The 17,435-nt window shown below is 31.9% G+C and carries 19 protein-coding genes; 6 read left to right on the forward strand and 13 right to left on the reverse strand.

The genetic code is table 11. From position 1 onward, the window contains the following. Positions 1–5 precede the first annotated feature (5 nt). Together QL232_RS04130 and QL232_RS04135 are read right to left on the reverse strand one after the other, a co-directional pair. Positions 6–1,109: an efflux RND transporter periplasmic adaptor subunit gene (locus tag QL232_RS04130; RefSeq protein ID WP_281613217.1), complete on the reverse strand. Its 1,104-nt coding sequence runs from the start codon at positions 1,107–1,109 to the stop codon at positions 6–8. A gap of 21 nt (positions 1,110–1,130) precedes the next feature. After that, complete coding sequence (locus QL232_RS04135) at positions 1,131–3,536, reverse strand: TolC family protein (RefSeq protein ID WP_281613218.1); 2,406 nt, start codon at positions 3,534–3,536, stop codon at positions 1,131–1,133. A gap of 965 nt (positions 3,537–4,501) precedes the next feature. Here QL232_RS04135 and QL232_RS04140 point away from each other — a divergent pair. The 6 genes from QL232_RS04140 (at position 4,502) to QL232_RS04165 (ending at position 8,697) form a co-directional block, all read left to right on the forward strand. Then, a complete protein-coding gene (locus QL232_RS04140; protein ID WP_168882705.1) occupies positions 4,502–5,389 on the forward strand; it encodes a protoglobin domain-containing protein in 888 nt (295 codons plus the stop codon). A gap of 1 nt (position 5,390) precedes the next feature. Continuing rightward, positions 5,391–5,774 carry an STAS domain-containing protein gene (locus QL232_RS04145; protein WP_281613219.1) on the forward strand — a complete coding sequence of 128 codons (384 nt, stop codon included), beginning with the start codon at positions 5,391–5,393 and terminating at the stop codon, positions 5,772–5,774. Beyond that, positions 5,771–6,163 carry an ATP-binding protein gene (locus tag QL232_RS04150; RefSeq protein ID WP_168882707.1) on the forward strand — a complete coding sequence of 131 codons (393 nt, stop codon included), beginning with the start codon at positions 5,771–5,773 and terminating at the stop codon, positions 6,161–6,163. Before QL232_RS04145 ends, QL232_RS04150 begins: the two co-directional genes overlap by 4 nt. Continuing rightward, positions 6,148–6,735, forward strand: coding sequence for a SpoIIE family protein phosphatase (locus QL232_RS04155; RefSeq protein WP_281613220.1), 588 nt, complete (start codon positions 6,148–6,150; stop codon positions 6,733–6,735). The genes QL232_RS04150 and QL232_RS04155 overlap by 16 nt, the downstream gene beginning before the upstream one ends. A gap of 76 nt (positions 6,736–6,811) precedes the next feature. Continuing rightward, complete coding sequence (locus QL232_RS04160) at positions 6,812–8,365, forward strand: SpoIIE family protein phosphatase (RefSeq protein ID WP_281613221.1); 1,554 nt, start codon at positions 6,812–6,814, stop codon at positions 8,363–8,365. After that, a complete protein-coding gene (locus tag QL232_RS04165) occupies positions 8,365–8,697 on the forward strand; it encodes an STAS domain-containing protein (RefSeq protein ID WP_168882710.1) in 333 nt (110 codons plus the stop codon). The genes QL232_RS04160 and QL232_RS04165 overlap by 1 nt, the downstream gene beginning before the upstream one ends. Before the next feature lie 73 nt (positions 8,698–8,770). Here QL232_RS04165 and QL232_RS04170 read toward each other — a convergent pair whose 3' ends face one another. From QL232_RS04170 to arsA, 11 genes are all read right to left on the reverse strand, one after another. Further along, positions 8,771–9,001 carry a hypothetical protein gene (locus tag QL232_RS04170; protein WP_281613222.1) on the reverse strand — a complete coding sequence of 77 codons (231 nt, stop codon included), beginning with the start codon at positions 8,999–9,001 and terminating at the stop codon, positions 8,771–8,773. Between the two features lie 69 nt (positions 9,002–9,070). After that, complete coding sequence (locus tag QL232_RS04175; protein ID WP_168882712.1) at positions 9,071–9,649, reverse strand: 3'-5' exonuclease; 579 nt, start codon at positions 9,647–9,649, stop codon at positions 9,071–9,073. 73 nt (positions 9,650–9,722) lie between these two features. Further along, positions 9,723–9,857 carry a hypothetical protein gene (locus tag QL232_RS04180; RefSeq protein ID WP_281613223.1) on the reverse strand — a complete coding sequence of 45 codons (135 nt, stop codon included), beginning with the start codon at positions 9,855–9,857 and terminating at the stop codon, positions 9,723–9,725. A gap of 1,203 nt (positions 9,858–11,060) precedes the next feature. Further along, complete coding sequence (locus tag QL232_RS04185) at positions 11,061–11,678, reverse strand: hypothetical protein (protein WP_281613224.1); 618 nt, start codon at positions 11,676–11,678, stop codon at positions 11,061–11,063. Beyond that, entirely contained in the window at positions 11,671–12,249 is a 579-nt protein-coding gene (locus tag QL232_RS04190) for a hypothetical protein (protein WP_281613225.1), read from the reverse strand. The genes QL232_RS04185 and QL232_RS04190 overlap by 8 nt, the downstream gene beginning before the upstream one ends. A gap of 128 nt (positions 12,250–12,377) precedes the next feature. Continuing rightward, complete coding sequence (locus tag QL232_RS04195; protein WP_281613226.1) at positions 12,378–12,857, reverse strand: hypothetical protein; 480 nt, start codon at positions 12,855–12,857, stop codon at positions 12,378–12,380. Positions 12,858–13,137: 280 nt separating this feature from the next. Beyond that, entirely contained in the window at positions 13,138–13,557 is a 420-nt protein-coding gene (locus QL232_RS04200) for a hypothetical protein (RefSeq protein WP_281613227.1), read from the reverse strand. Next, positions 13,554–13,841 carry a hypothetical protein gene (locus QL232_RS04205; protein ID WP_281613228.1) on the reverse strand — a complete coding sequence of 96 codons (288 nt, stop codon included), beginning with the start codon at positions 13,839–13,841 and terminating at the stop codon, positions 13,554–13,556. Before QL232_RS04205 ends, QL232_RS04200 begins: the two co-directional genes overlap by 4 nt. A gap of 227 nt (positions 13,842–14,068) precedes the next feature. Beyond that, positions 14,069–14,578 carry a hypothetical protein gene (locus QL232_RS04210; protein ID WP_281613229.1) on the reverse strand — a complete coding sequence of 170 codons (510 nt, stop codon included), beginning with the start codon at positions 14,576–14,578 and terminating at the stop codon, positions 14,069–14,071. Between the two features lie 67 nt (positions 14,579–14,645). Beyond that, positions 14,646–15,491 carry an RHS repeat-associated core domain-containing protein gene (locus QL232_RS04215; protein WP_281613230.1) on the reverse strand — a complete coding sequence of 282 codons (846 nt, stop codon included), beginning with the start codon at positions 15,489–15,491 and terminating at the stop codon, positions 14,646–14,648. Between the two features lie 121 nt (positions 15,492–15,612). Beyond that, a complete protein-coding gene (arsA, locus tag QL232_RS04220) occupies positions 15,613–17,379 on the reverse strand; it encodes an arsenical pump-driving ATPase (protein WP_281613231.1) in 1,767 nt (588 codons plus the stop codon). Positions 17,380–17,435: the final 56 nt, after the last annotated feature.

Consider the following 17,435-nt stretch of genomic DNA (forward strand, 5'->3'; position numbering starts at 1 on the left):
CTTTTTTATTTCTGTTGGTATTTTGGTAAGAACTTTACTTTAAGTCCATCTGTAATTTTTGTGACTCCAGATGTGACAACACTATCACCTTCTTTTAAACCAGACAGTACTATAAATCCATTATTTCTTAGCTCTCCGATTTTAATTTTGGTCATATGTACCGTTCCTGTTTTGTCATCATTTTTCTTTACCACGAAAACAAACTTTTCACCTTGCACATCTTCATTGACAGCCTCAACGGGAACCATCATAAATGGCTCAGTAGATTTTTTCTGAACTTGGAAAGTGACATTAGCCGACATGCCTGGTCGAACTAGATTTGATTTTGTATCAAGTAAAACGGTGACAGGGAAAGTGGATGAAACATCAGAAACATAAGACATTTTTGTTACTCGTCCGGTAAACTTCTTTCCTTTTACGGAAGTAAATGAAACGCTTACTTTATCTCCATTTGATATCTTAGAAATATATTTTTCAGGAATGCCAACTTTAATTTCTAAATCATTGCCAGAAGCAAATTTGACTACAGCATTACCAGCTTTTATATTTTCATTTTTCGAAGCAATTTTCTCAGCGATAATACCATTCATAGGTACATAAAGTTTGTAGTACCCCAATTCTCTTCTTTTTAAGTCTTCTGTTTGTTGACTGGTTTCAAAAGAAGCTTTTGATGATGAAAAAGCATTTTTAGCTTGTTCGTATTCTGAAAGCGATACATTGTTCGCCTCATATAACTTCTTAGTACGATCAAGGTTGGCCTTAGCTGTTTCTAGTTGTACTCTTGCACTTTGTGTTTGAGCAACAACTTGCTGGAAGGCGATTTTCGCATCAGAATCGTCAATTGTCGCAATAAGTTGTCCTTTCTTGACAACATCACCTTCAACGACTCTGATGCTCGTTAGTACACCATTAACTCTAAAACTTAAATCAGATTCTGTTCCAGCTTTGGAAACACCAGCAAACGTCTGGAATGCTTCACCACCGGAATAAAATACTTGTTTATATCGTACAGGTCTAATGATCTCTTCTTTAGTTTCCTCTTCTTTTTGACAAGAAAAGAAGGATATACTCAACCAAATTGAAAGTGTTATCTTGATAAGATTTTTCATGGATCTATATTTTGCTAATTTCTATTTTCTGATTTGATTCTGATATAACTCAGTGATTTCTTGATTGATCTGTTCTCTTTCTTCATCTGTTTGTAATAAAGAGAAATTACCTACCGAGCGTTGAATTGACATTGATGCTTCTAAAAATTGATAAACAGCATTTGAGGCCTGTTGTTCCGATTCAAAAGCATTGTTCTGTGCATCAATCAACTCAATAATAGACACTCTTCCTTTAGAATAGTTGTCTCGAACAATCTCATAGTTTTTCTGAGCGGCCTCCATGGCTTCTCGTGAATTAGTGATATTAGTTGAGGTGGATGCTAAATCCAATACCGCACTTCTGACTTCTCTTTCTACATCCACTTTGGTCTGATCAAGTAAAGATTGCGTCTGAAGTTGATCATATCTTGCTTTTTGGTAGGTACGTTGCTTCTCAAAACCAGAGAATAATGGAATACGAGCCACTACAGATATATTCCAGTTTTGGTCTAAAGGATCAATTTCTACTCCATTTAAAGATTGAGATTCAGAACCGATTCCTCCTCTTGCGAGTACTCGATTGTATCCACCACTCAATGCTACTTCAGGAATAAAACGATTTCTACTATCCGCTTTTCTTTGACGTTCCAAAGCTAAAAGTTGAGCACTATATTGTTGTACAACAGGTCGCTGTATAAGGGCTTTGTCCACAATATATTCTGAAACGATTAAAAGTGAGATCGGATCTTCAACTAAATATGCCATACCATCGGTAGCTAGTCCTCCATAGATACCATCTGTTAAATCAACATCTTTTACCATAATACTCTCTTTCATTTCTCTGTTGAGTATTGAATTCATAACGAGCATTTGTTGGCGTTCAAAAATATTGGCATCAATCAACTGTTGTTCTGCTTTTGCAAGATTTGATTTCCAACGATAAACGTCTGAGCTACCAGAGTAACCCACATTCTCTCTCATCTCAGCGATCTCAAGGTTTCGCTTGGTAGACTCTAAATATTTCTTTGTGATATTTACCTGAGTTCTAGCAAATAATAAATTGTAATACGCTATTGCCGTTTGATAAACCACATCATATAAAACTTGCTCATTTCCAGCTACCCTTGCGTCTTGTAAAAAACGTTGCACTTTTGCATTTGCAAATACACGTTCAGAATAGATGATTTGTTGTAACTCAGCATTGGCAAAAGCTTGTCTTTCAGCTCTTGTACCAAATGATCTTGATGCTGTAGGTTGGTCAATTAACGTTGCACCGACACTCGCTTCAATAGAAGGCATTAGTGCCGAATTGGCCAACCTTCTTATTTCATCTCCTGAAAGCGTACCGTATGTAGAAGCTTGGTAACTTAAATTATTCTCAATGGCTTCTTCAATTACATGTTCTAAAGATACTGTGGTCTGCTTTTCTGATTGATCATAGACCCAATCTGCATTAAAGATTGTTTCCCACTTTGGAAGGTAATCAAGTTTTTGTGATACAGAAGCATTTAATACAATCTTACTTTCATAGTTAATGATGACTGGAAGGTCTTTCGCGTTGGCATCTCCATCAAAAATGGATTCAAAATTTAAAGCAAAACGCCTAGCTATAATATTGTAACGGTCTTCGGTGATCGTTCCGATTAAAGCGCCATTTTCTACGCCTTTTTTACCATCTGTAGAATAGACCAATAATCCTCTATTTACTAATGAATCATTTAAGACCTTGATTTGCTCATCCTTAAGTTTGAAGAGGTGTGATAGATAAACAGCATCGAAGGACGTATCGATTTCTGCTAGAATTTCGGATACACTATCTTTTCCTTTAATTACTTTTCCTTTTAAACCTGCTTCTTTAATAATAGGATCGATAGGCTTACGCTCTTGGTATACATTAAAAATATACTCATCAATTACAATGGCGACATTCGAAATATTACAAGCCTCTTTAAAAGTATTTAAATCATACTTTAGGTTGGAACTGGTTTGTACGAAAGTAAAGTTTGAAATATTAGTTGTCCCTTCTGGTGTCATGTGTATACCTTGTGTGATCGGATCAACCACTCCCCAAGCCATTGTTGGCTTTGGAAAATTTTTCGCCTCAGTTACAGTCAATGTACTAAGTACACCCAAGGTAATAATCGCATCTACTTCTTTAGCTTGAATTAATTTCTCATAAGCTACTTTACCTTTTTCTGCATCCCAATCTATACTGATCATATATTCATCGGGAAATGAAACTTCATAACTAGCTCCTAAGACAGCAGTGACTTCCTCTTTAAGAATCTCAACAAATGGAGAGGTACGGTATTCTTCCCCATCAATTAGTATTCCTATGCCTATTTTTTTCGTATCTGACTGAGAATAAGCCTGACTACTTATTACAGCAAATAGGCAACTCCATAATATTAGTGTTATTAAGGATGATGTTCTTTTTGTTTGATTCATTGTAGAATAAATGACTTGTTGATAAGTTAAGTCCTGTGTAAAGTGTATATAAATTAAAATGACTTCTCGAAGAACAGTCAAAATAACGACGTTACTTTTCGTATTCTAAAAAAAGGATTAATTGTTAATGATAAAAGTATAAAATCATTTTTACTGTAACGATGTTTCCTAAAATCGAATTACCATTTTAATGACAAATAATCGTTAATCTTGTGATATTTTATCAGTTTTTGCCCGAATAATAATGTGTACCACATTAAAAGAATATCATTGTCTGACAGAATAAATATTAGCTTACAGAAAATGGGTCTGTTCTGATTAACAATAATAGATTGTTATATACCGCTCTTTCAATCAAATACTATCAAAAAATAGTAGTTTATTATTATACATTTAATCTATTGTAACGAAGAGCTGACTTTGCTGTTTTGAGTATTGAAGTTAGATTGATTAAAAAAATTAGGGCAAAAAAATAAACCTCTTCTCAATGAGAAGGAGGTTTACTGTAATGCTTAACGATTCATTATTCAATGATATATACAAATATTATTATTTCAAAATAGTGCAAAATGTTAAGTGATTTATTCTTTGTTATCCATCAATATTTGTCATTTTATGAATGAATTATATTGATGATTAAAAATATCGTAAATGGGAATTTTGGGGAAATCAAAAAAGTTGAGACAAAAAAATAACTTCAAGAAAATGTTTCTTGAAGCTATCCCAATCTTTTCCTAATTTTTATTCAAATCATTATTTCCTTAATATGAATAAGTATATATACTGTTATGAAAATATTTTGTTTAAGTCTAATCATTAATAAGTGGTAATACCAATAAATTTAACAATCAGAATTTGAAACAATTGTAAATAACTTGAACGGAAAATTTTGATAAATTCTGATCTATAAAGTATCTTCAAACTATTACTCAATATCATAAAACAGAAGATTTCTATTCTTTCTAATGGACGATTTTACTAGAAATGCACAGCAACTCTGTGAGCTATACGGCATTACAGAGCAAGACACAAATTATATTCATCAGCTTAAAGATACTGCACTTAAGGCTTTACCTGGAATGATAGAAAGTTGGTATAATTGGTTGAAGTCTACCCCAGAATTTTTTGAATACTTTGCAGATACTAATACTCTTGAAAGAGTACAAAGGATGCAGTTGGGCTTTTGGGAACAATTTTTTGATGCAGATATTGATGGTGATTATGTGAAATCTAGAAGGAAAGTAGGCGAAGTACATGCCCGTATTGGCCTATCACAAGAAATTTATCTTGCTGGAGTAGATCATTTCCTTAGTCTTTTTGTTGAGATGTTAGGTACATTAGATTGGTCACATTCTGATTTAAACTTGGCAAGGAGAGCACTGAATAAAATGGTACACATGGATATGACTATCATTGTTCAGAGTTATGAGAATATTGTCAATCAAAAAATTACAGCACAGAGTAAAACTTTAATGGCGATGTCGACTCCAGTAACACAAATCTGGGATGGCATTCTTTTACTGCCTGTAGTTGGCTTAATTGATTCAAGAAGAGCTCAAGACATTATGGATAATACATTGGATCAGATTTCCAATCATAATGCTCAGAGCTTTATTTTAGATATTTCGGGTGTTGCTGTAGTGGATACAGCTGTTGCTAATCACTTAATTAAAATTACTAAGGCAACCCGTTTAATGGGTTGTGAATGTATTATTTCTGGTTTATCGCCAGCAGTAGCACAGACTATTGTTGAGTTGGGTATTGATGTTGGAACTATAAAAACGACATCAAACCTTAAAGCAGCCATTCAGATTGCATTCAATAAGTTGAATATGAAAATTGTAAAGCAATAATATGGATCAGTGGGTGAAATCTAGTATCCCTCTTCAAATGCATAGAGGTTGTATCATCGCTTCCTTTCAATTAGATCTGGATGAAAAAAATTTAAAGTTATTCCGTCAAGAACTGTTGAACTCAATTGTTGAACATAATAACTTAAAAGGAATCATCTTCGATTTATCTGGATTGGAAATTATAGACCTTGTAGATTTTCAAGGGATTAAAAGCATTATTTCAATGATCAAATTAACTGGTTTTGAAACGGTTATTTCTGGCTTAAAACCTGCTGTAGTTTCATCATTGATTTTAATGGATGCAGATGTTGATGATCTCAATGCAGCACTTAATTTAGATGAAGCTTATGTTATCTTGGACAATATTAATCGTCTGAAATTATGACTATTAGTATCCAATCCGAAAATGACATACACTATGCACAGCATGAGGTGATTAGCTTTGCTAAATCATTAGGCTTTGCTACTTTAGATTGTACCAAAATCTCTATTATTATTTCTGAGTTAGCACAAAATATTCTGAAATATGTGGGTAAAGGTTTTGTACGTTTTTCCAAAAGAAGAATGCTACATCGAGAAGGAATTCTTATTGAAGCTATTGACAAAGGAAAGGGTATATCCAATGTAAATGTGGCATTAAAAGACAGTTTTTCTACTGGCGGAACTCTTGGTCTAGGGCTTCCAGGAATTAAACGTATTGCAGATATTTTAGAAATAGAATCTTCAGAAGAAGACGGGACTCATATAAAAGTAACATATTGGATAAAGAAATAACTATAGAAGTGGGCGCCTACTCCCTTCCGATTGTTGGGGAAAAGGCAAATGGAGATTGTGTGTTCCATCATACCACTCCTGATTTTACTTTTTTATGTGTAATTGATGGCATTGGCCATGGTTATAGAGCTTCTGTTATATCAAAGAAACTTTGTGAGTATATAAAAACTCATATCCAAAGAGATATTCAATCGTTAATTGCTAATGCCCACGAATATATGTTGGGAGAAGAAGGTGCTGTAATTGGTATTGGCATTATTGAAAATCAAGAACTTACCTATGGATCATTAGGCAATATCTCATGTAGAGTAATTAATGAAGAAGGCAACGCTACATTGTTAACCACAGATGGTTTATTGGGAGTAAGGAAACGAACGATTAAAATTGATAAAAAGACTTTATCCAAAGGAGATCTAATATTGATACATAGTGATGGTGTAAACGGAAGTTTATCCTATCAAGAAAATATTAATTACCACCTTTTTTCAAGTGAAATTCTATCGAAGAAAATCATTAAACAATGGGGATCCTTGTATGATGATGCCTCTGTGATTTGTGTAAAAGTGAAGTGATATGAAGAATAGTTTTGAAACAAAAATTATTGGCAAAGAGCGGGAAGTGATTCACTTGAGAAAAAAGGTGTATCAGATGTCTCGAATACTGGGAAATGACCATGTACATGCTGTAAAAATTGCAACAATTATCTCCTCTTACCTAAGATCTTTACTGAATAACCACGATTTACTTATGCTAAAGAGTAGTTATTCGATGAACAATAATCATGGTAGAGCTTTTCATATAGAAATTACAGATCCTTCTACTCCGATTACTACGATGCCTCCTCCAATTGATGTGCATTTCTTTAGAATTGCCATGAATTCAGGAAGGATTATTATGAACATCGTTCGGGAGTTTCCACTTGGGGCATTAAATAGCATAGCAGAAATTTTTAATGAGAAATCTAGAGATGAACTTTTAGATGAACTAAAAGTAAAAAATCAGGATCTAGAAATGTCTTATCATAACCTTAAAAAAGCAAAGGATGATAATGCAAGGATGGAAAGTGAACTCTCTGTTGGACGTAATATTCAGATGAGTATGCTTCCTAAGAATTTCTTGAAAAACGACTATGTCTCTTTATTCGCTGATCTAATCCCGGCTCGAGAAGTGGGTGGCGATTTTTACGATTTTCAGTTGATTAACGGCAACTATTTGTACATCGTTGTTGGTGATGTATCTGACAAGGGGGTTCCTGCTGCTTTACTAATGGCGATGACTAAATCATTATTAAAGAGTGCAGCCATGACCGAATTATCTACCGCCAAGATTATTACACATGTGAATAATCAGATAGTCTCGGAGAACAAAAATAATATGTTTGTGACGATTTTCTTAGGCATGTTGGATCTGAAAAGTGGTGAGTTGACATACACCAATGCAGGACATAACCCATCAATTGTTATTAAAGAAAATGGTATTACAAAATTAACAGAACGACATGGCCCTATTGTTGGTGCGATCAGAGGATTATCATATAAAGAGAAAACTATACAATTGTCTCCTAATGATGTTATCTTTGCATATACCGACGGGGTGACAGAAGCTAGAAATGGCCATAAAGAGTTTTATACAGACGAAAAGCTCGATGATTTTTGTAGAAATGTAGAGATTGATTCTGTAAAGGGATTAGTCGAAAAAACAATCGAGTCTGTACGAGAATTTGAAGATGGTCATGAACAAGCGGATGATATTACGGTAATGTGTGTGAAATATAAGGACACAATGCCTCCTACCTTCGAAAAGAGAATTGGAAAATCTTTAAATGATAAGATACTCATCACCAATGAACTGAATCAGTTTATTGAGCAAAATAATATACCTGAAAATGTTGGGCAAAAAGTCCAAATCATTTTAGATGAATTATTAAGTAATATGGTGAAATATGCCTTTGATAAAGTCAGGCAACCCGATATAAAAATTAAAATTATCCAGGAAGATAACCAGCTTAGGATAAAAATAAGTGACAATGGAATAGAGTTCAATCCATTTATACTGGAAACTCCAAATACTCAATTGCCACTTGAAGAAAGAGAACAAGGCGGACTTGGTGTTCATATCGTTAAGAGTTTAGCGAATGAATATGTTTATGAACGTTCTCAGGACAGAAACGAAATAACATTGATAAAAACATTTACAGACTGATGGATATTACTCAAGAAAAAATTAAAGATATGGAGGTGCTAACACCTCAAGGATTTATTGATGCAAGTAACTCCCCTATCCTTGAAGAAAAGATTGTAAAAATGATCAATGATGAAGGAAAGGATAAAATTATTCTGGATCTTAAAAACGTGTCGTATATGAGTAGCTCAGGTTTACGAGTATTTCTTTCGGCATCAAAAAATATGCAGGCCAAAGACGGTATCTTTAGAGTGTGTAATGCCAATGATGTTGTCTCTGAAATTCTTACAGTTTCAGGATTTGATATGATTGTTGATATTAGAAAAACAATTGAAGAAGCACTAGAAGGCTAAAAAATTACAGAATAAAATAGAATCCTCATCAATACAAGTTATTCGTTTGTTTGATGAGGATTTTTTTATCTCCCTAATTATCGAATAAGATAATAGAAGAGTTTTCTTCCCTATTTTCTAAGTATATTTTATCGTCAAAGGTAGAGTCTATATCCATAAGCATTTGTACATCTGGCGTGATATAGTTTTCATTGATATCGAGAACTCCAGTATTAATAACATTGTAATAATAGATAGCGACTAAAGAGACCCAAAAAGCGATAACAGAATACATTGAAAGTATAAACTTCCGTTTTCGATTCATAAAGCAAGCTAAAGTTTAATGTTTGAGTTTGGTAAGGTAAAAGATAAAGTATTTTGAAGTATTAATCTACTATATGTTGCTAGTTAAAAGATAGTTCTTTCCTCTTTCATAACCCATTTCCATTAGTTTTTGCCACACAAAAAGGGTCATAAAACTATCAGACAACGAGTCATGCGCGTTGTCGATTAGAACTTTATCTTCAATTGACTGTAAATCACTAAAGTGATTGAATGCGGTGGCTAATCGTTGCCAGCGATAATCATTGTACTTATCATGCCATTCTTTTATCACTTCGGTAGAAAATACTTTCATGGCACAGTAAACCCCTTTTGCATACGATAAATCGACGAAAGAAAGGTCAAAATCTGCATTATATAGAATGACATTTTTTCCTTCAACAATTTCATTGATCAGGTCTTGCATACCAAAGTCATAGATCGGTGCATCTTCTACCATTTCAGGTGTTATATGATTCACCTCCATGGCTTCTGGCCAAGATTTACGGTATTTTGGTTTGATATAAGTATTCAATAAAACCTCCTTTTGGTCATTAATAATACTTATCTGAAGGGCCTCATCGACACCTGCATCAAGCCCGGTGGTTTCAGTATCCAGCACCAAAAAATCTGAAGTGATTTGTCTATCCATTTAAAAAAATAGCCTGATTGTATTAGATAATTACAACACAAGATATTAAAAAATGATGAAATGGAAAGGGAAATTATTCGAGAATCTTCTGAGTTTTAAGTTTCTTCTCTAGTTCTGCATTTTTTTCCTTTAGTTCTTTCACCTCTTTATTGATCTCTATAACATATAAAGTGAGTTCTTCGACTTTTTGAAGCAGCTTAGCATTCATTTCTCCGAGTTGAATTCCATTTTCTGAAAATTTCCTCCATTCGTATTGTTAATACGATAATGTCACTACGAATTTGTTTACGGCATAAGTTTGTAACTTAGTTCAAAAAATAAAGTTGTCTGTTATTGAACTCAAAGGCTCTTTTTGTCCATGATTGAAATCGAGGTCTTTTGATATACCTATTTTATAATCTACTAAAGATTCCAACTGAGGTAGCTCTCCCATTTGCAATAAACTCTCTTCTAACCGTTGTTTTTGAAGTTCAACTTGTTACTGTTTTAATTGATAGAAAGAACGTAGGTTTCTACATGTAAAATCTCCACTGTGAAAATAATAACAAGAAGAGAGTCTATCTCATTATTTGATGTTTGCTTTTTAGCATTGTGTTAAAATTTAAGGCTTAATCAATTGGGAAGTTTGGAGTGACACTGCGTTTAACACTCAGAGCAGTGGAATCTTTTTTAAAAAACTTCTTTCACTAAATATAGTTAAAGGGTTTATTTACTAGCACTTATCTTAACATAAGAAGTCAAATAAATAAAAAATGATATAACACAATTTTTTTCTTCTTGTAAACTCAAAGTTTCATAAAAAAAGAAGAGTATTAATATTATAAATAAGTACATGGGTAAAAACCCTTTAGGGAAAGATAGTTTCAAGTAAAAACTATTATAATTAATTACTTTAAAATTATTATAAATAACTCCTTTATTAATACCATTGAGAAATATCAACCTAAATAAATTTAAAAAAATTATAAAGACGCTGAGATAAAATATAACTGTTTCAGGTAAAAACAGTATTATTCTATTGAATAGTATTATTATCAATATTGATATATATAATATTTCAAATTTGGATTTCATATATACATATAATTTGTTGATTTTGTTACCTTAGTATATAACGTTAGTCTTTCATTAAACTGTGATTTCAATAAGACTTTTGATCCTGAAAAATCAATGATATTTTAATATAGTTTGCGGTAGCATCTACTCCACCTATTCCAATTAAAACACTTTGAATCATTGGTGGGAAAGCCCCTTTACCTATACAAAAATTAAACAAGAAGAGAGTGTATATCATTTTTAGATGTTAGCTTTTTTGACGTTATGTTATAAGTCAAAGACTTAATCTATTGGTAAGTTCGGAGTGACACAACGTTTAATACTCCGAACAGTGAGGGATTACAGTGAAGTTAGATCAAAAAAATAAACTTGTTGACTTTTGTTCAATTTCTAAACCTGTTAGATTGTGTTTTATTATTTCATCTTTAAGGTAATTGCTAATGAACATCTCAGTAAAATGGAAATAATCGTAATCAAATTTAGACGATAATTTGATCTTCTTTGGAAAAATGGCTAATTGACCATAAGAATCATGATAATACTTATCTGAGAGTATAAGTTCATTTGATTTGCTTATTAATTCTTTTTTATTAAGAAAATAACATTCATCTATTGTATGAATTGAATTAAGAGACTTCAAATACCCAAGGTAGAATTCTGATTTCTCATATTCTATAGAATTCAACATTAAACCATAAATATCTTTAAAATTGATTATTACAAATTCCTCCTGTGAACTTTTTATTTTTACTTTTTCTACTGAATGAGGTGGTAAATTCATTTGTTTAAATGAATAATAACATCTATTTGATATTAATAATTTATTCTTTCTAAAATTTGAAGCCAATATAAAATCAGTTAATGGACATAGTTCATTAACTTCTATAAAGTTTATTTTTTCTAGTTTCCTTATTTTTTTAGGAATTTTTCTAAACTTATCTTGAATAGAATAATAATTCATAGTTTTATTCATTATATAAAGTTCTAAAAACTGAATTTAAATTTTGAAATGGTTCATCTACAATATCTTTATCTAAAACTGATACTCCCGCGGATATATGAACTAACTTTAAATTATTACTAACTGCTACAGGAGCTTTTGTACCTACAGCTACACCAAAAGAAACTTCTGTAGTTTTAGAACCAAATTTATAAGAAGTTTCTGTCTGAACTCCAGGGATATTAGTTGAAGTTGTAATAGCTCCTTCTGCACTTGTACCCCCCTCAGGTTCAATAGAATATTTATATTTTGCACCATTACCCCCTACTTGTCCTGTTACTTCAAAAGTAGAATATATATCTTCAGATGTATTAAAATTTGAAGTAATTTCCCCATCTTTTAAACCTAAATTTAACTCCGACGTAATACTTGCCTCACCAGTAGTAAGTGATAAACCAGCCCCTCCAATACCTTTTAATTCAAATTGTGCACCAACCTTTTCTGTAACTTTAATTTCACCTTTAGCTTGAAAAGAAGAATGTTCAAGAACATTATTAATCCCTTCTTTAATTGATTTCACTGCATTTATTGCAGTATTTTTCAAAATCTCTCCTGCTTTTTGAGAGTGTATCTCATATTTTTGATGTTATGTTATAAGTCAAAGACTTAATCTATTGGTAAATTCGGAGTGACATTGTTTTTAATAATCTGAACAGTAGTGTATAAATTCATTTATTGTTTTAAATCACAAATTGGTATCAAAACTCTTAAGTAAAAATTTTTCACATATTTCTCTTTAAACAAAATTTCAGAATATATATCTCCATCCATATCAATTATTTCTTGGTGGTAATCTTCTATTCTCATAAAGATCAATTTGAATTTTTTGGTCTCTAACTTCTGTATCATAATTTTATTATTTAACCTTATAATTGGATTAAAATCATCATAAAATTCACAGGAAGTACTTTCAATATAGTAACCATCCAAATATATATATTTATCCATTAGTATATTTGAGTATGAATATTTCTTTAAATTATTAACACTATCAACTATACAAACTAAATTTGCTTCCCTCTTCTTGTGAATGAATACTTTATATGGATTAATTAATTCAACTGTATCCACTGAATAATATTTTATGTTTTTTTGAGCAAAGCCATAAAAAGTACAACTCATGAAAATGATTAATAATATTATATTTTTCATATTATTCGTTCTTTTTTACTTTACCTACTTTAAGTCTGTTTACAACATTTCGGTCAACTGATATAAGACCATTAGTAGGAATAAAATATGCAGCTCTTCTCTCCGCATTAGATTTAACAACATCTGAATTAGTTCACTAGGTGGTTTACCACTAAGAAGAGAGTGTTTCTCATTTTTTTGATGTTTGCTTTTTGTCATCTTGTTATAAATAAACTTATTTGATGAATAAGTTTATTTATAACAAAAGTGTTTTACACTCGGAACAGTGAGGAGAACACACTTATTGATAATACTCTTTTATATTTTCCTTAATTTTATTTGATAATTCTACCGGGTCAGAAAACAAATATTTTAAAGAATATCTTTTAGGTAGAATAAATAGAACACTTCTTTCATTGAATTGAATTTTATAAATGAATAAAAAGAAAGGAGACACATCACAAAAATCATTATACGAATATGTTTTCTTTAAAAATAACCTCTTAACCACAATACCTTTAGGTTTTAAATGAATCTCATAGAACTGAAAATTAACAAAATTCATTAAAAACAAACCTCCTACATAACAAGAAAGAAATATCACACCTTCAAGACTAGGATTCTTAATAGTAAAAAAAAATGGAATAACTAAAAAAAATGACATAATTAAAAAAATAATTTGGCTTAAAACCGAGCAATAACTTAAACTTAAATATCTCATAATCTATCAATTGTAATTCTAAAACCTAATTCAATATTTATTTCTGGTACTATCACGAGCCCAACTTCTTTCATCGATTTCACCGTATTTACAACAACTTTTACTGCTGTCTCTGCAGTTTTTTGAACCACATAGTCTGTTGTTTGTTTTGCTAACTCAGTAAGAGGGTTACCGACCTCTGGAGCCATCCCGTCAGGATCAATAAATTTAATTGGATTATCAAAAGCATAGTTATAAACAGAATGTGTATTCATCTTCTCTGCCAAAGGAGGTGACAATCTCAACCGGATAGAGAATCGTGAAATTCCCTGATAACTTGGACTCACAAAAACAACTTTCTACATAAGAGTAGATAAAGGTCAATTTTGAATATATAGTTATCAAAAATTGACCTTTATGTTTTAACCTATTCTCCTTTTTTATTTGAAATTATAAGTTGGAAACTTATTCAATAGCCAAGTTCCGAGTGACTTTGCACTTGAGGCTCATATTAGCATGAGAGGGGCGTTAATTACTCCATAAAAAAAAGAGAAACAAATAATTTATTTACTGGTTTATAATTAGACAATTCTCTAATATTTCCCTCTAAGTTTTTAATTTTAGAGATTGAATTAATTAATACTATTGAATCACCGCACGTAAAACTCTCTTTATCAATACAATAATTCGAATCGATATAGAATTTATTCTTATGATTTTCAATCTCTCTTTTTTCATCTTGATTTAATATAACAATTTGTAAATCTCCTGTTAATTTAAAAAAAAGGTAAAGATCATCAGAACCCTCATCTTTTAATTCGTAGAATGTACCAGATTTAAAAACTCTTCTACCATTTAAAATTGGCATCAATGCCACTTTATTTAAAATCAAGTAATTAAAAATTTCGAGCCTGCCAAAATTTGTCTTTTTACCTGAATTGTTAGAAGGTATCATTATCTTATTTTCTCCATACATAACATAGAAATCATCAAAAAAATAGAGAGATTCTTCATCCACTTTGTTGCATTTTTTAAATTTCATTAATAGTATTTCCTCATTATTCTCAGAAAAAACATTGTTATCTAAGATAAACAAAAAAATAAACACACTAATCAATTTCAAAAAGTTGTGATTGTACTTCATTTTCTTTATTCTCATTACTAATTACGTCTACCTTTAAATGATATTTATTAATCATTTTCTTAGAAGATTTACTTCTTATTATTGCATCAATAATTATATTTTCTTTCTCATATGTTTGGACATTTCTATCTCTACTATTATAAGACATAATAGGATAATTTTCTGTAGGTTTAAAGAAATTATGTTCATGATTTAATCCCATACTATGTCCTGCTTCATGAACAATTGTACTTCGCTGAGATTTCAAAGGATCAATTTTTAATAATCTTGAAGAATATTTACCAGCACTCTCTAAATTTTGAAAGGTTAACAAGTTACTAAATTGATTTGAATTCATGGCTTCATCTGTTTCAAAAGATTTAAATTCGAACATAAATGATACTTCATAATCTTCACCTTCAATAGAAATATTTTCAGAAGAAAATTGGTTATTTAATTCACTTATTAATTCTTCAATTGAAAACCTTTTATCAAATGAATCATAAGAAGACGCACAACCTGTGTTCGTTTGAAAATTCTCAATTGAATAATAAAACGTTTGTGTAACTGTCACCTTTTTACCTTCAATCAAAATTACTGCATCTTCACCATCAGGATCAATAACATTAATTGGATTATTTAATGCATAATTAAAAGGAGATAAATGATTAAACTTCTCCGCCAACGGATCCACCACAAACCACCTCCTCAAACTAGCATCATAATGCCTTCCACCATAATCATAAAATCCAATCTCCTCCTGCTTCTCCTTCCCATTATACTGAAACTTATGATCTGGCGTTCGCTCCTTCTCAATACCCACCATATTCATACCAATTAGAGGCTTTTATTCAGTAGATTCAATGACAATTTACCAAGTTTACTGGTTTATCATTTTTTAGTTCTTACATAAAAAAAGTGCTTTGCATTTTCACACAAAGCACTTTCAAATATTATTTCACTACCGATTGGTTCTGATGTAATTCAGCCAATACCTTTTCATTAAGTATATAAGGTATTGTATAAATTGGTTTATCTTCGGTCGTTTTAAAATTCGAGAACAACGTATACTGACTTTCTTTACGCTGAAGTAGAATTGGGTCAGTAATAGTATTATTTGTCATTAGTTCCTGATTCATAATCCAAGCATAAGGAGTAATTCCTGCTCTTTCTAAATCACTTTGTAGACTTTGTGCTTCTCGAATTGGAGTGGTTTCTGGTAGCGTTACAAGAATCACCTTAGTCAATGATTTATTCTGGATCATCTTGTAAGGTGTCGATAACTTAGAAACATCAATATTACTATGTTTTACAACTTCATTATGGTAAGCACCAGTTGTATCAAGCAATAATAATGTATGTCCTGTTGGTGCAGTATCCATCACAACATATTGGCGTTTTGCACCCATTATTGCTTTAGAAAATGCATGAAAAACGGCTACTTCTTCAGTACATGGAGAGTTAAGGTCTTCTCGGATTAACTTTTTCTGTTCTTCCGTTTTACCCACTCCTTTTTGAAGCATTACTTTTTCAATATAAGCCTCAGTTTCCACCTTTGGATCTATTCTTTCAACCGTTAAAGTATCAGGTAACTTATCGATTTGTGAAGTAAAGTCTGTGAGGTGTGCTGCAGGATCTGTAGTAGTAAGTAAGACCTTATGCCCTCTTTCTGCTAACATTAGAGCGATCGCACTTGCAGATACTGTTTTACCTACACCACCTTTACCCATGGTCATAATTAGTCCTTTCCCATCTTTTTCAAGATCGTTGATAAGTTCTTCTAAATGATGGTTTTCAAGATCAGTAGTTGTAATTGTATTACTCGAATTGGTAGCGATAGAAGCTCTTTTCTCTACAGAAAATACTGAACGTAATTTATCCAAACCTAATACATTATAGGATAATAATGGAAAAGTAAAATGCACTAACTTTTGTAAAGTTGCTGGCAACTGTGCGATCGAAGCGTTTGCTTTTTCTTGTAGCTGATTGGCAAAAGTATCGGTCGAAGCAACCGCCTCAAAAACACCATTGATATATAATAATTGATTTTCAAGTTGGAGTTCCATTAACTCTTCTGAGGTCCTATTGGCTTCTTTTAGTGAAGTCACCTCAGGTCTTGCAACAAGGATAAAGGTTGTTTGTTCTTTGTCCTTTAAAGTTTCTACAACTTGTTTATATCTTAAATGATTTGTTTTTAGAGAAGAAGATGGACCTATACAAGAAGCTCCTTCACTATGATCCAAGAAAGAACTCCAGGCTTCTGGTAATTCTAATAATCTTAATGTGTGCCCTGTTGGTGCGGTATCAAAAACGATATGATCATAGTTCTCAGGGTTAGCCTCACCTGAAATAAACCTTGTAAATTCATCGAACGAGGCAATTTCTACAGTACAAGCACCAGACAGTTGTTCACGTACTTTTGCTTTATACTCTGCTGTGGCAAGCATGCCCAATGAAGAAACTGCTCTATTTTTATATTCTTCACCTGCTGATTCAGGATCGATATTAATAGCAGAAAGTTGTTCTAATTCAGGGTGTTTTAGAATTCGTTCTCCTACATTCATTTCCAAAACATCTGAGAGATTAGATGCTGGGTCTGTGCTAATCAATAAAACTTTTTTTCCTTCATCTGCTAACTTCACAGCGGTTGCTGATGCTAGAGATGTTTTCCCTACTCCACCTTTACCGGTAAAGAAAAGAAATTTTGTATATGTGTTCATATCGTATAAAATTTAATCAAAAAAGCCTGATACTATGTTGTTAGTTCAGGCTTTTT

It is taken from the genome of Flammeovirga sp. SubArs3 (assembly GCF_947387565.1).
Lineage (GTDB): Bacteria > Bacteroidota > Bacteroidia > Cytophagales > Flammeovirgaceae > Flammeovirga > Flammeovirga agarivorans.

Coding starts and splice junctions, on each gene's coding strand:
- QL232_RS04195 (WP_281613226.1), bottom strand. CDS start 12,857: ATGAAAAATATAATATTATTAATCATTTTCATGAGTTGTACTTTTTAT.
- QL232_RS04140 (WP_168882705.1), top strand. CDS start 4,502: ATGGACGATTTTACTAGAAATGCACAGCAACTCTGTGAGCTATACGGC.
- QL232_RS04210 (WP_281613229.1), bottom strand. CDS start 14,578: ATGAAATTTAAAAAATGCAACAAAGTGGATGAAGAATCTCTCTATTTT.
- QL232_RS04170 (WP_281613222.1), bottom strand. CDS start 9,001: ATGAATCGAAAACGGAAGTTTATACTTTCAATGTATTCTGTTATCGCT.
- QL232_RS04150 (WP_168882707.1), top strand. CDS start 5,771: ATGACTATTAGTATCCAATCCGAAAATGACATACACTATGCACAGCAT.
- QL232_RS04200 (WP_281613227.1), bottom strand. CDS start 13,557: ATGAGATATTTAAGTTTAAGTTATTGCTCGGTTTTAAGCCAAATTATT.
- QL232_RS04185 (WP_281613224.1), bottom strand. CDS start 11,678: ATGAATAAAACTATGAATTATTATTCTATTCAAGATAAGTTTAGAAAA.
- QL232_RS04175 (WP_168882712.1), bottom strand. CDS start 9,649: ATGGATAGACAAATCACTTCAGATTTTTTGGTGCTGGATACTGAAACC.
- arsA (WP_281613231.1), bottom strand. CDS start 17,379: ATGAACACATATACAAAATTTCTTTTCTTTACCGGTAAAGGTGGAGTA.
- QL232_RS04180 (WP_281613223.1), bottom strand. CDS start 9,857: ATGAATGCTAAGCTGCTTCAAAAAGTCGAAGAACTCACTTTATATGTT.
- QL232_RS04135 (WP_281613218.1), bottom strand. CDS start 3,536: ATGAATCAAACAAAAAGAACATCATCCTTAATAACACTAATATTATGG.
- QL232_RS04130 (WP_281613217.1), bottom strand. CDS start 1,109: ATGAAAAATCTTATCAAGATAACACTTTCAATTTGGTTGAGTATATCC.
- QL232_RS04145 (WP_281613219.1), top strand. CDS start 5,391: ATGGATCAGTGGGTGAAATCTAGTATCCCTCTTCAAATGCATAGAGGT.
- QL232_RS04165 (WP_168882710.1), top strand. CDS start 8,365: ATGGATATTACTCAAGAAAAAATTAAAGATATGGAGGTGCTAACACCT.
- QL232_RS04215 (WP_281613230.1), bottom strand. CDS start 15,491: ATGAATATGGTGGGTATTGAGAAGGAGCGAACGCCAGATCATAAGTTT.
- QL232_RS04160 (WP_281613221.1), top strand. CDS start 6,812: ATGTCTCGAATACTGGGAAATGACCATGTACATGCTGTAAAAATTGCA.